Below are 13,292 nucleotides of genomic sequence, written 5' to 3'. Positions count from 1 at the left end.
ACGCGTTTGACCGGGCCGGGCACGGGCATACGACGGGCATGACGGAACCCGGTCCCCAGCTGTCCGCCTCGTCCGGGGTCTACCCGGATGTGGACGTCGTCATTCCCACCAGGAACCGCCCGGCGGAGCTCGCCACCACCCTGGGCGGGCTCGCCGGCCAGGACCACCCGCACTTCCGGGTCCTGGTGAGCGACCAGTCCGACGACGAACCCTCCTTCGCACCCGCCCCGGTCCAGACCATGGCCCGGCGCCTGCGGTTGACCGGACACGAGGTGCAGTTCGTGCGGCACCTGCCCCGGCGAGGGCTGGCCGAGCACCGCGCCTACCTGCTGGACCAGGCGAGCGCGCCGTACGTGCTGTTCCTCGACGACGACGTGTGGCTGGAGCCGGGCGTGATCGGCCGCCTCCGGACCGCGATCGGCAGGCTCGGCTGCGGCTTCGTCGGCGCCGCACCTATCGGTCTGTCCTTCGTCGAGGACGAGCGGCCCCACCAGCTGACACCGTTCGAGGAGTGGGACGGCCCGGTGGAGCCGGAGGTCATGGGGTGGGACCTGCCCGAGCGGGGACGCGCCTCGCTGCACGTCGCGGCGAACCCGTACCACCTGGAGCGGAACCTCGGCCTGCGGCAGGGGGAGTGGCGGGCCTACAAGATCGCCTGGATCGGCGGCTGCGTCCTCTACGACCGGGCCAAGCTGCTCGAGTGCGGCGGGTTCGACTTCTGGCCGGACCTGCCGGTGGAGCACGCCGGTGAGGACCTGGGCGCCCAGTGGCGGGTGATGGCCCGCTACGGCGGGGCGGGCGTGTTACCCAGCGGCGCGCTGCACCTGGAGTCCCCCACGACCGTGCCCGACCGGCGGGTCGAGGTGACCCGCGTGATCTCCGAGTTCCAGCGTCTGCAGGAGGTGTCGTCGTGAACCCGCTCCGCGTGCTGCTCTGGCACGTGCACGGCTCCTGGACCAGTGCCTTCGTCCGCGGTCGGCACCACTACCTGCTGCCGACGCTGCCCGAGCGCGGGCCGTGGGGCGGTGGGCGCGGCGACCGCGACTGGCCGGCCGAGGACGTGCCGGCGGACCGGCTGGCCGACACCGACGTGGACGTGGTGGTCCTGCAGCGCACCGAGGAGCTCGAGCTCGCCGAGCGCTGGCTCGGCCGCCGGCCGGGTCGCGACGTCCCGGCGGTGTTCGTCGAGCACAACACCCCGAAGGGCGACGTCCCCAACACCCGGCACCCGCTGGCCGACCGCGACGACGTGCCGATCGCGCACGTCACCCACTTCAACGAGTGGATGTGGGACAACGGCCGGGCGCCGACCGTGGTGGTCGAGCACGGGATCGTCGAGCCCGCCGCGCGTTACTCCGGCGAGCTGGCGCGGGCGGGGTTCGTCACCAACGAGCCGGTCCGCCGCTGGCGGGTGACCGGGAGCGACCTGCTGCCGCGTTTCACCGAGGTGGCGCCGGTCGACGTGTTCGGCATGGGGCTGGACGGACTGGACACCCGGTTGGGGTTGGCCGGGGACCGGCTCGGCCTGGTCGGCGACCTGCCCCACGACCGGCTGCACCCCGAGCTGGCCCGGCGCCGGGTCTACGTCCACCCGCTGCGGTGGACCTCGCTGGGGCTGTCGCTGATCGAGGCCATGCAGATCGGGATGCCGGTGGTCTGCCTGGCCTCGACCGAGGCAGTGGAGGCCGTGCCGCCGGAGGCCGGGGTGCTCTCCACCCGGCTGGACGTGCTCGTGGCCGGTCTGCGGGAGCTGATGGCCGAGCCCGAGCTGGCCCAGCGGACCGGCAAGAGCGCCCGGGAGTACGCCCTGCGTCGCTTCGGCCTTGGCCGGTTCCTGGAGGACTGGGACGGGGTGCTCACGTCGTTGGTCCGGTGACGGGCTCGTCCGCGAGCCGGCGCGTCAGGCGGTGGGTTGGGGGACGTGGTCCCGGGGGACGGGGACCGGGATGGTCTCTGGCTCGTCGGGTTGGGGCGTGAGCAGGGGAGCGGCGTCGGTCAGCATCTCGTGCGCGGACTCGATCTGAGCGGCCACCGCGGAGCGGAGGGTACGCAGCTCGCGGACCTCCCGGCGGGCCGCCTCGACGCGGCGGGCGGCCTCGCCGCTGGCGTCGGCGACCAGGCGGCTGGCGGTGGCGGTGGCGTCGACCAACAGGTGGTCCGCCCGCAGCGTGGCCTCGTCCACGAGGTGCTCGGCCTGCGTCACGGCCGTGGTGACCAGGCGCTCGGCCCGGGTGGTGGCGTTGGCGACCAGCCGGTCGGCGTGGGCCGTCGCCCGTTCGACGCGCCGGTTCGCGTCGGTGTCGGCCTGGGCGACGAGGTGGCTCGCGTGTGCGGTGGCCTCGGCGACGAGCCGGTTGGCGTCGGCCGTGGCATGCCTCCTCCGGCGGGTCGCCTCCGCCCTCGCGTCGGCCACCAGGCGGGTCGCCTCGGCCGTGGCCTCGGTGCGGGTGTGGTCGGCGGCGGCCAGTGCTTCGTCGAGGAGTCGGGTGGCTTCCGCTCGGGCCTCGTCGAGTCGGCGGGTGGCTTCGGTGGTGGCGTCGGCGACGAGGCGGCTGACTTCGGCGGTCGCCTCCGTGCGGGTGTGGTCGGCCGCAGTGAGTGCCTGGTCGAGGAGGTGGTTGGCGTGGGTGGTGGCTTCGCGCACGCGGCGGGTGGCGTCGGTGGTGGCGTCGGCGACGAGCCGGCTGGCTTCGGCGGTTGCGTCGGTGCGGGTGCGGTCGGCGGCGGTGGTGGCCTGGTCGATGAGGGTGTTGGCGTGGGTGGTGGCTTCGCGCACGCGGCGGGTGGCTTCGGTGGTGGCGTCGGCGACGAGGCGGCTGGCTTCGGCGGTTGCCTCCGTGCGGGTGTGGTCGGCCGCGGTGAGTGCCTGGTCGAGGAGGTTCTCGGCGTGGGTGGTGGCCTCCGCCCTCCGGCGGGTGGCTTCGGTGGTGGCGTCGGCGACGAGGCGGCTGGCTTCGGCGGTTGCCTCCGTGCGGGTGTGGTCGGCCGCGGTGAGTGCCTGGTCGAGGAGGTTCTCGGCGTGGGTGGTGGCCTCCGCCCTCCGGCGGGTGGCTTCGGTGGTGGCGTCGGCGACGAGGCGGCTGGCTTCGGCGGTTGCCTCCGTGCGGGTGTGGTCGGCCGCGGTGAGTGCCTGGTCGAGGAGGTTCTCGGCGTGGGTGGTGGCCTCCGCCCTCCGGCGGGTGGCTTCGGTGGTGGCGTCGGCGACGAGGCGGCTGGCTTCGGCGGTTGCCTCCGTGCGGGTGTGGTCGGCCGCGGTGAGTGCCTGGTCGAGGAGGTTCTCGGCGTGGGTGGTGGCCTCCGCCCTCCGGCGGGTGGCTTCGGTGGTGGCGTCGGCGACGAGGCGGCTGGCTTCGGCGGTTGCCTCCGTGCGGGTGTGGTCGGCCGCGGTGAGTGCCTGGTCGAGGAGGTTCTCGGCGTGGGTGGTGGCCTCCGCCCTCCGGCGGGTGGCTTCGGTGGTGGCGTCGGCGACCAGCCGGGTTGCGTCGGCGGTCGCCTCGGTGCGGGTGTGGTCGGCGGCGGCCACCGCCTCGTCGAGCAGGCGGGTGGACTCCGCCCTTGCCTCGCGGAGCAGGCGTTCGGCTTCGGTGCGGGTGGCGAGTTTCCGCGTGCTGATCTCTCGCATGGCCTCTGTCCTGCGTGCCGCCATCGCCATCTCGAAGTCGGCCTCGACCTGCTCCCGGCGGCGGGCCGCGCGGCTGTCCAACTCCTCCCGCCGGCGGTCCGCCTCGGTCGTCATCACCGCGACCTCGGTCCGCGTCTGGCGCAGCAGCGTCCGGTGCTCGGCCTCCATCGCCCGCCGGCGGGTGTCCAGCTCCGCGATCGACTCCTCGTACCGTGCACGCAACCGGCCGGCGGCCTCCTCGGCGCCGGCCCAGCAGTTCTCGGCCGCCGCCTGGGCGCGCGCGGTGATCTCCGCCGCCTCCTCCCTGGCCAGCTCGAGCATCCGGCGCAGCCGCCCCTGCAGTGCCTCCGGCTCGACCGGGGTTCGGCACATCTCGTCGAAACGTTGCCGCAGCCTGGTGTTCTCCGCGCGCAGCTGCTCGATCTGCCGGGTCAGCCCCTCCGCGAGCTCGGCGTTCGCGTCCCGGTCCGCGGCAAGCATGCGCAGCTCTTCCTCCACGCTCCGCACGTAGTCCAGGACCGGCCCGCGCCGGTAGCCGCGTAACACCACGTCGAACCCGGTGCGAAGCGGTACCAGCTCCCTGCCGTCGCCCACCCGGCCACCACTCCCTCCCACGTGACTATCCCAAGTGGACAGAGACGTGATTCGCGACAGAACGTGCCGTCCCACGTATACCAGCAGAAGCGGCAGGTGGTGAAGGCCCTTCGGCGCACTTCGACGATCGGGTCCCGCTGCCGCTGATCACCTTGGCATGCCGAGGAATCTTCGCGGAACCGACCCCGGTCCACCCCGGACAGCGAGGTGCCTCGCGCGACCTACCTCGGCACGCGCGAGTGCTCGGCCGCCTCCCTGGCGATGTCGATGCGGGAGCGGACCCCCAGCTTCGCCAGGATGTGCGACACGTGCGTACCGACGGTGCGCGGCGACAGCACGAGCTGCTCGGCGATCTGCCGGTTCGGCAGCCCGGCGGCCACCATGCCGGCGATCTTGGTCTCGGTCGGCGTGAGGCTCTTCCAGCCGACCTTGGCCTGGCGGTGCTTGACCCGCGGGCCTCGGCGGATGCCGTACCGGCGGAGCTGGGCGCGCAGATGGGTCTGGTCCCAGTGGGCGCCGAGATGGTCGTAGAGGTCGTCGGCGTGGGTGAAGGCGGTGCGGGCGGCGTCGCGGTCGCCGCGGCCGACGTGGGTGATGGCGGCGGCTTCGAGTGCTTTGGCGCGTTGGAGTGGGCGGTTGGCTTCGTGGTAGTGCTCGGCGGCCTGCTGGAGCAGGGCGGGGTCGCGTTCGAGCAGGCCGCGGCAGTAGGCGGCGGCGGCGACGCGGTGGGGTACCTGGGAGCGGCGGGCGAGGGTGGCGGTCTGCGCGGCGATGTCGGTGGCGGTGCCGGTGGTGCCGATGCGGGCGGCGAGGCGGGCGGCTTCGGGGAGGAGGTCTTCCATTTCGTCGAGTTCTTCGGCGTGGCCGGTGACGCAGGCGGTGAGCTCGGCGAGGGCGTCGGCGGGTTGGTCGTTGATCTCGTGGTGGAGGCTGCGGGCGAGGGTGAGGGGGGCGATGACGCGGTTGCCGATCTTCTCGGCGCTGGGGGCGGCGAGCTGGAGGTGTTGGCGGGCGGTGGCGGGGTCGCCGCGGTGGAACGCGATGACGGCGGCGATGCCGCGGTCGCAGCAGGTGACGCCGGGGTCCTTGAAGTCGTCGGAGAGGTTCTCGATCTCGGCCTGGGCGTCGTCCCAGCGGCCGACCTCGAACAGCAGCTCGGTGAGCGCGGTCTGGGCCTGGGCCAGGCGCACGAGGCTGCCGGTCTGGTCGGCGCGGTGGCGGACGCGCTCGGCCGCGTGAAGGGCGTCGTCGTAGCGGTCCAGGTCGCCGAGGGCGACTGCCTTGTTGATCTGGAGCAGGAGTCCGAGGTCGGTGAGGGTGGTGTCGTCCTCGACGACCTCGAGTGCACGTTCGAACAGCGGCAGTGCCTTCTCGACATCGCCCTGCATGATCGAGACGATGATCAGCACGTGCAGGGCCCAGCCGACCGCCCAGCGGTCGCCGGCCTGTTCGGCGGTCGTGAGGGCCTCGGTCGCGACTCGTCCGGCGACGGTCACCTCACCCAGGTCCCGGTGGGCGCGGGCGGTCATCACCAGCAGCCGGGCGCGGTGTCGGGCCGACATTCCGGGGAGCTCGAGGGCCCGGGCCAGGGACTCGAACGACTCCTCGGCGCGGCCGGCCAGTGCCCGGCACTGGGCGGCGGTCCAGTGCAGGTCGACCAGCAGGTCGGGTTCGGTGATCACGGCCATCGCCCGGTGCGCGACCCGCGCCGCGCGGACGTGGTCGCCGGCGCGGAACAGGGCGTCGGCCAGGCGGGAGGCGAGCTTGGCGCCGCGTTCGGTGTCCGCGGGTGAGCGGCGGGAGGCCTGGCGCAGCAGGTTGACCGCGGTCTTGGGGGTCTGGGCGATGAGGATGGGTGCGGCCTCGGCCAGCCAGTCCAGCAGCCGGTCGTCCAGCGGGCCGGCGCCCGGGGCGCTGACCGCCTGGAGCAGCTGGCGGGCGACCCGATCGTGCGGCACCCCGGCCTCCGCCAGCGCGCGGGCGGCGTCCTGGTGCCAGGCCGGGCGCACCGCGTCGGCGATGTCGTCGTAGAGGGCCTGGCGGATCAGCGGATGGCGGAAGACCAGCTTGTCCCGGACGTCGGTGAGCACGCCCGCGGCGCAGGCCTCGTCGATCGCCGGCACCAGGTCGGCGATGCGGCAGTTGCGCACCAACGCGAGGTCGGTGACCGGGAACTCCATCCCGAGCAGGGCCGCGGCCTGCAGCGTCGTGCGCAGCTCGCGCGGCAGGAAGTCGAGCCGGTCGGCGATCGCGGCGTAGAGGGATTCGGGGACCGGGCCGCCGGTCACCTCGATCACCCCGGTGTCGTTGACCTTGAGCCGGTCCGATCGCAGCAGTGCCTCCAACAGCTCGGTCAGGTACAGCGGGTTCCCCGCCGCCCCGTCGGCGAGCCGCAGCAGCTCCTCGCCGGGCTGTCCGTCGGAGATCGCGCTGACCAGGTTCGCGACCGCCTTCGTGGGTAGCCCGCCGAGGCGGACGGTGCCGGGCTCGCCGACTGCGCGACGAATCGCGTCAAGATCGTCGCGCTGGGGGATCGGCCGGACGATGCCGATCAGCAGCAGGGCGGACCGCTCGGCCGAGCGGGCCAACCACTCCCACACGCCGATCGTCGCGGTATCCGCCCATTGCAGGTCATCGACCACCAGAACGGTCGGCGCCGCGCTGCACAGTTCGGTCATCAGGGTGAGCATCTGCTCCGAGGCGGCAACGGTCGGGTCGGCACCACCACTGACCTCACCCCGCAGCAGCCGCCGGATCGTCGCCAGCCTGGGCTCGGTGTCCAACTCCCCGACAGCCAACGCGTCCAGCAACGGCCGCAGGGGCAACGCCTGACCCAGCTCATCGCCCTCGGCCCACAACACCTGACAGCCACGCCGCCCCGCGACCGCCACCGCGGCACGCACCAGCGACGACTTGCCGATACCCGGCTCGCCCTCGACCAACACCGCCCGCCCCGTTCCACGGGCGAGCTCCTCGATCCACCGGACCAGCGCCGAGAGTTCGGCGTCGCGGCCAACAAGCGCAGACGCACCACCCGGCATGACTCGACGATAGGACGCGCCGGCCGCCACGAGCATCGGCCATCCGGGCGGTCCTGGTGGGCACCCGTTGTGGGGGTCCACCATATCGATCTTGAGCCAAGCCGTTCCCTATAGCGGCTCTCCAGTCGTTAGCCGCTCGTTAGCTGGCAGTTATTTCCTCAATTACACCCCGCGTGCGATAGTTTCTGTTAAGCGATATGTTGGGCCCTCTGTATACCCCAAATTCGCTTCGCTGGCATGCCACCCGCGTCGTCCTCTGTCCTCTTTTTCTGACGAAACCACGGGAGTCGAGATGAGAATCGCGCGAATGGTCACCGCCCTTGTCACTTCGGTTCTGTTCGTGTTCGCAGCGGCCGGCACCGCCGCCGCGGACCCCCCAGGCATGACCCACAACAGCGTCGTACCTGGGATGACTCACAACTGACGAGAAATCAACGGTATTTCAATGGATTGCACACCTGGGTCGGGCAAGAAACCCGTCCAGTTCGAGCGGCTCTGGCCGCAGGTCTTCCTCGTCGATGGCCCCACCATCTCCGTCGAGACCTGCGGCCCGGCGCACCGCGCGATTCTGCAGTGCATAGCCGAGGTCAACCAGGCGCCCTCCTAATGCGTTTTCGTCCGCCGTAGGCACCTGTTCCTGTCTTCCGGCATCCGCGTCGAGAAGCCGGAGTACGTACCGCGCGATCTGGTTGTTGACGCTGGACAACTCGGCGACGAGCACGAGCTCGTCATGCCAGTCCGGAGCGGTCACCGCTTCACCCATCTCGTGTGCGCTCGCCAATGTTTGACCTGTGCCACTCTTGACCTCTCCGCACGGCGAGACATCGGTCAGGTGACGTATGTCGGAGCACCGGCACCGCCGCCGGCCGGCCGTAGGATCGCCGCATGGCGAGGGTCGTGGTACTCGGCGGGACCGGGCACATCGGTGGCTACCTCGTGCCCCGGCTGGTCGAGGCCGGGCACGAGGTCGTGGTCGTGACCCGGGGCCAGGCCCGGCCGTACCGCCCCCATGCCGCCTGGCGCCGGGTGACCTCGGTCGTCGCCGACCGCGAGGCCGAGGACGCCGCCGGCACGTTCGCCGGCCGGGTCCGTGACCTCGACCCCGACGTCGTCGTCGACCTCATCTGCTTCCACCCCGACAGCGCCCGCCAGCTCGTCGAGGCCCTGCGCGGCCGGGTCCAGCACCTGCTCCACTGCGGGACGATCTGGGTCCACGGCCCGAGCGCGGTCGTCCCGACGACCGAGGACGCGCCGCGCCGCCCGTTCGGGGAGTACGGCACGCACAAGGCCGAGATCGAGCGCTACCTGCTCGACCAGGCTCGTCGCCACGGCGTCCCGGTGACCGTGCTGCACCCCGGGCACATCAGCGGTCCGGGCTGGCGCCCGATCAACCCGGCCGGGCACCTCGACCCCGCGGTGTTCGCCACGCTCGCCGCCGGTGAGCCGCTCACCCTGCCCAACCTCGGTCTGGAGACCGTGCACCACGTACACGCCGACGACGTCGCGCAGGCGTTCACGGCCGCGATGAGCCACCGTGCCGTCGCGCTCGGGGAGAGCTTCCACGTCGTGTCGCCGGCCGCGCTCACCCTGCGGGGCTACGCCGAGGCGGTGGCCGGGTGGTACGGCCAGGAGGCGCGGCTGGAGTTCCTGCCCTGGGAGCAATGGCGCGAGACGGTCGACGAGCGGGACGCCGAGCTGACCTGGGACCACATCGCGCACAGCCCCAACGCCAGCATCGCCAAGGCAACCCGGCTGCTCGGCTACCGGCCCCGGTACAGCTCGTTGGAGACCGTCCGCGAGGCGCTCGAGTGGCTGGCCACCCAGGACCAGGTCCCGCCGCTGCCCTAGGGTGGGGAGCAGTGGTTCAGCCAACAGCCGCCTTCCTGCCCGTTCTGTCGATGCGAGGTGGCCGTGTTCCACATCGAACGTGAGGTCCTTGACTTCGTCGTGCTCACCCGGGTTTTCGGGGAGGTCGACCTCAACGCCATGGACGACCTGCGGCAGGCCGTCGACACCGCCCTCGCCCTAGCGACGGCGCCGTTCCCGGTCATCATCGATCTGGAGCGGGTGACCTTCCTGTCCTCGACGGGGCTCGGCGAGCTGGTTCTCGCCACCCGGCGGGCCCGCGAGCTGGGCTGCGAGCTGCGGCTGGTCGCCACCGGTCGAGCCGTCGCGCGCCCGATCGAGGTCACCGGCCTGGACGCCGAGCTGGACGTGCGACCGACGCTCGCGGACGCGCTGGCGCCGCGGGCCGCCGTGTTGTGAGAACAGGGGTGTAACGCCGCGGGCGTCCCCGGCGATGCTCGTGATGACCCCGCGTTGCTGGCGGACCCCCGACCTGGCAGCAACGCGGGGTTCGCCTTTTCAGTGTTTGCTTCCCGACCCCGTGCTGAGCTCGTGCAGCCGGCCGCCGGGTACCTTCGGCTCCAGGGGCGGCGTCGGCAGGCCCCCGCCCTCCCGCATGCCGGCCAGCAGCTCACGCAGCGCCTCGGTTGCGTCGTACCGCGGGGTCCAGCCCAGCTCCTCGCGGGCACGGGTGGAGTCCATCAGCGGCAGCCGCAGCGCCGCGTCGAACAGGTCGGGATCGGCTGGGGTCAGGTGCAGGCGCCAGGCCGCCACCAGCGGGCCGCGCAGCGCCCAGACCGGCAGCTTGACCACCCGCGCGCCGAGCAGCTCGGCCAGCACGTGGGCGTCGACGACCGGGTCGGCCGCCAGGTTGAACGCACCGCGGGCGTCGCCGAGCGCGGCCAGCCGGTAGGCCTCCGCGGCGTCGGCCGTGTGCAGGACCTGCGCACGCAGGCCGGGCAGGTCCGGCACGACCGGGATCAGCGACGGGCGCACCAGCCGCTGCGGGACGAGCGGACCGGCGAACAGCCTGCGCTGCTGGCTGGCCGACGCGTGCTGGAACAGGAAACCCGGGCGCATCCGCACCACCCGCACCTCCCGGTGCGCGGACTCGAACCCGTCCAGCGCGCGCTCCAGGTACGCCTTCTCGCGCGTGTAGGAGGCCGCCGGCCAGCCGTGGGTCGGCCAGGACTCGTCGACCATGCGGTCCTTCGGGCCGGGGGAGTACGCGCCCACCGAGGACGCGTACACCAGCGCCGGCACACCGGCCGCCGCGACCGCGTCGAAGACGCGGATGCTGCCGATCACGTTGGCGTTCCACGTGACCCACGGCGAGCGTGCGGGCTGGAGCAGCCAGGCGAGGTGGATCACCGCGTCCGCGCCGGCGAGCAGCGGGACCAGGTCGTCGCTCACGACATCGGCCTCCACCCACTCCAGCTTGTCGACACCCCACTCGGGACGCCGGCGCGCCAGCCCGACGATCGACTCGACCTCCGGGTCCGCACTGAGCGTGCGCACCACGCTCGTCCCCACGTTGCCGCTCGCGCCGGTCACCACGATGCGCCGGCCCGATCCGTGACGTCGCCTGGTCGGGCTCATGCCGACACCTCCCTCTCCACCTGGGAGGGGCCTACCCGCCGGGCGGCCGGTTAACCACGACTATGCATATGTCGCATGCCGATATATAGTGCCGTCATGAGCGGTCGGACGATGACGGAGCAGGCGTTCTTCGTGCTCACGGCGTTGGTCGGGGAGCCTCGCCACGGCTACGGGATCGTCGGCGAGGTGGCGGAGCTGTCCGGTGGGCGGGTGAGCCTGCGCGTCGGCACGCTCTACGGCGTGCTCGACCGCCTGGTCGCCGAGGGCCTGGTCGAGCCGGACCGCGAGGAGGTCGCGAACGGCCGGCTGCGTCGCTACTACCGCCTCACCGAGCGCGGCCGTGACGAGCTCGCCACGGAGGCCGACCGCCAGGCCGCCAACGCCCGGGCGGCAGTGGCGCGCCTGCGTGCCTGGCGGCCGGGTGAGGCGACATGAGCACCGACGCGGGTTTCGGAGGTACCAGGTGAACCAGCTCGAGCGTCGCTACCGGCGCGTCCTGCGGCTCCTGCCCGCGGACTACCGCGCCGTGTGGGAGGAGGACATGGTCGACACCTTCCTGGCCGGCGTGGAGCCGGCCGACCCCGAGGAGGCCGAGTTCGTCGCCGACTACGGGCGACCGGGCGCGGCCGAGGTGGTTAGCGTCGTCGGTCTGGCCGTGCGGCTGCGGCTCGGCGGCACGGGTGCGGTGCCGACGGCGTTTGCCAGGGGCGAGGCTGTGCGGCGGGTGGCGCTGGTCGGGCTGGTCGTGCACGCGTCGACCGCGGGTGCCGGGATCGCGGCACAGCTGTGGTCGCCGTTGCGGTTCCCGGGGTTCGTGCCCACCCGGCTGGAGGCGGGATGGGCCCTCGCCGAGCTGGTCTGGGTAGCCGCGTTCGTCGCGCTCGTGCTCGGCGCGCGCCGTGGCGCGGTCTGGGCGGCGGGGCTCGGGCTCGGGGTCGTCGCGGTCGGAAGCGGCTACCGGCTCGTCGCCGACGTGGGGGCGGGCCTGGGCGTGGTCGCCTACGAGCTGCTGCTGGCCGCACTGCCGGTACTGGCCCTGGCCGCCTTCCATCGGGACGCCCCACCGGTGCGCGCGCGCCCGTGGCTGCTGGCACTGCCGGTGGGTGTCGTGCTCCTCTCGGCCGTGCTCCTGGCGACCCAGTGGCCGGGTCCCGGCGTCGTCCTGGACTGGCCGGGCACGCTCTGCGTCGCGGTGGTGGCCGCGATCGTGGTGAACCTGGTCCGCGGTCGGCCGGCGCCCTGGTCGGGAACGCTGCTGGTGCTGGCGCTCGCCGTGTTCGGGGAGCGGGTGGTCACGCTGCTCGACCACCTGTCCCGGGACGGGGAACCCGGCGCCCTGGCCGTCGTCGGGGCGGTGCAGGCCGTGGTTGTCCTCGTCGTGGCCGTTCCGTTGGCGCTGGCCCCGTTATCGGCTCGCGGCGCAGTTCGTGCGGACGTGCCCAGCGACGACCTGGATCACGAAGCCCATCGACCGGGACCTTGAGGACGCGCCCTAGTCCATCGCCTGGGTGTCGCGGGGCGGCAGGAAGGGCTCGGCGGTCTCGGGCAGACCCTGCTCCATCTCCTTGCCCCTGGCCAGCTCCGCGTCGAACTCGGCGCCGAGCAGGACGGCCAGGTTGGAGATCCACAGCCACACCAGGAACACGATCACACCGGCCAGCGAGCCGTAGACCTTGTTGTACGAGGCGAAGTTGGCCACGTAGAACGCGAACCCGGCCGAGGCCGCCACCCACAGCAGGACGGCCAGGAAGCTTCCCGGCGTGAGCCAGCGGAAGCCGGGGTGGCGGACGTTGGGCGAGGCCCAGTACAGCAGCGCGATGGCGAGGCTGATCAGGAACGCGAGCACCGGCCACTTGGCGATGTGCCACACCTGGAGCACGGTGTCGCCCAGCCCCAGCATGTTCCCCACCCGGTCGGCGAGGCCGCCGGTCAGCACCACGCCCAGCGCGCACACCGCCAGCAGGATCACCATTGTCAGCGTCAGCGTGATCCGAAGGGGGATCGTCTTCCAGATGGGGCGGCCCTCCTCGACACCGTAGATCGTGTTCGAGGCCCGGATGAACCCGCCGATGTAGTTGGACGCCGCCCAGAGCGCCCCGAGCAGACCGAGGATCGCCACCGGTCCCGCGACCGACGCCGAGCGGGACAGCTCCTGGATGACCTGCACCACGACATCCCGGGCCTGGCTGGGCGCGAGCGCCCGGACGTTCTCGATCAGCGGCCCACTCGCCGACTCCCCGATCATCCCGACGATCGCGGTCAGCACGACGACCGCCGGGAAGATCGACAGGACGCTGTAGTACGTCAGCGCGGCGGCCGAGTCGAACATGTCGTCGCCGACGAACCGCTTCACGGTGCGCTTGATCGCGCCCCACCAGGTCCGCTTCGCCAGGTCGGTTGGTCCCTCGGTCGCCATGCCGTCCGATTACCCGAGGGTGGCCCCGTCGACACCCGATCGGGTGCCGCTTCGGTAGCCCGGTCGGTCAGAAGGGTTGGAATCGGCTCTGGTCCCAGGCTCCCGGGCCTGAGTCCCACGCGATCGTCGGCCCGCTGAAGCCGCCCGTCGCCCTGGCGGTCCAGGTCCAGAGGGC

General features: G+C 72.5%; 11 protein-coding genes. 6 read left to right on the top strand and 5 right to left on the bottom strand.

The window, feature by feature from the left end; genetic code table 11:
• Positions 1–38 precede the first annotated feature (38 nt).
• Positions 39–914: a glycosyltransferase family 2 protein gene (locus BU204_RS32110; protein ID WP_075129570.1), complete on the top strand. Its 876-nt coding sequence runs from the start codon at positions 39–41 to the stop codon at positions 912–914.
• Positions 911–1,876, top strand: coding sequence for a glycosyltransferase (locus tag BU204_RS32105; RefSeq protein ID WP_075129556.1), 966 nt, complete (start codon positions 911–913; stop codon positions 1,874–1,876). Before BU204_RS32110 ends, BU204_RS32105 begins: the two co-directional genes overlap by 4 nt.
• A gap of 24 nt (positions 1,877–1,900) precedes the next feature.
• Here the strand turns inward: BU204_RS32105 and BU204_RS32100 are convergent, their stop codons facing one another.
• From BU204_RS32100 to BU204_RS39540, 3 genes are all read right to left on the bottom strand, one after another.
• Positions 1,901–4,216, bottom strand: a complete 2,316-nt coding sequence (locus tag BU204_RS32100) for a hypothetical protein (RefSeq protein ID WP_075129555.1) — start codon at positions 4,214–4,216, stop codon at positions 1,901–1,903.
• A 221-nt stretch (positions 4,217–4,437) separates the two neighbouring features.
• Positions 4,438–7,257 (bottom strand): helix-turn-helix transcriptional regulator, encoded by a 2,820-nt coding sequence (locus tag BU204_RS32095; protein WP_075129569.1) that lies wholly within the window; start codon positions 7,255–7,257, stop codon positions 4,438–4,440.
• 442 nt (positions 7,258–7,699) lie between these two features.
• Positions 7,700–8,008 (bottom strand): hypothetical protein, encoded by a 309-nt coding sequence (locus BU204_RS39540; RefSeq protein WP_143229901.1) that lies wholly within the window; start codon positions 8,006–8,008, stop codon positions 7,700–7,702.
• A gap of 134 nt (positions 8,009–8,142) precedes the next feature.
• On the opposite strand from BU204_RS39540, the gene BU204_RS32090 reads away from it, so the two are divergent.
• A complete protein-coding gene (locus BU204_RS32090) occupies positions 8,143–9,105 on the top strand; it encodes an NAD-dependent epimerase/dehydratase family protein (RefSeq protein WP_075129554.1) in 963 nt (320 codons plus the stop codon).
• Positions 9,106–9,168: 63 nt separating this feature from the next.
• Positions 9,169–9,522: an anti-sigma factor antagonist gene (locus BU204_RS32085; RefSeq protein WP_158073544.1), complete on the top strand. Its 354-nt coding sequence runs from the start codon at positions 9,169–9,171 to the stop codon at positions 9,520–9,522.
• A 99-nt stretch (positions 9,523–9,621) separates the two neighbouring features.
• On the opposite strand, the gene BU204_RS32080 is transcribed toward BU204_RS32085, so the two are convergent.
• Positions 9,622–10,701: an NAD-dependent epimerase/dehydratase family protein gene (locus BU204_RS32080; protein WP_075129552.1), complete on the bottom strand. Its 1,080-nt coding sequence runs from the start codon at positions 10,699–10,701 to the stop codon at positions 9,622–9,624.
• A gap of 96 nt (positions 10,702–10,797) precedes the next feature.
• On the opposite strand from BU204_RS32080, the gene BU204_RS32075 reads away from it, so the two are divergent.
• Both BU204_RS32075 and BU204_RS32070 read left to right on the top strand, forming a co-directional pair.
• Complete coding sequence (locus BU204_RS32075) at positions 10,798–11,136, top strand: PadR family transcriptional regulator (RefSeq protein ID WP_332888605.1); 339 nt, start codon at positions 10,798–10,800, stop codon at positions 11,134–11,136.
• Between the two features lie 28 nt (positions 11,137–11,164).
• Positions 11,165–12,184: a hypothetical protein gene (locus BU204_RS32070; protein WP_075129550.1), complete on the top strand. Its 1,020-nt coding sequence runs from the start codon at positions 11,165–11,167 to the stop codon at positions 12,182–12,184.
• 9 nt (positions 12,185–12,193) lie between these two features.
• On the opposite strand, the gene BU204_RS32065 is transcribed toward BU204_RS32070, so the two are convergent.
• Positions 12,194–13,117, bottom strand: coding sequence for a YihY/virulence factor BrkB family protein (locus BU204_RS32065; RefSeq protein WP_075129549.1), 924 nt, complete (start codon positions 13,115–13,117; stop codon positions 12,194–12,196).
• Between the last annotated feature and the right edge of the window lie 175 nt (positions 13,118–13,292).

This window comes from Actinophytocola xanthii (genome assembly GCF_001921205.1).
In the GTDB taxonomy this organism is placed as follows: domain Bacteria; phylum Actinomycetota; class Actinomycetes; order Mycobacteriales; family Pseudonocardiaceae; genus Actinophytocola; species Actinophytocola xanthii.
The sequence above is the reverse complement of the archived record's forward strand: the minus strand, read 5'-3'. Positions and strand labels throughout refer to the sequence as shown.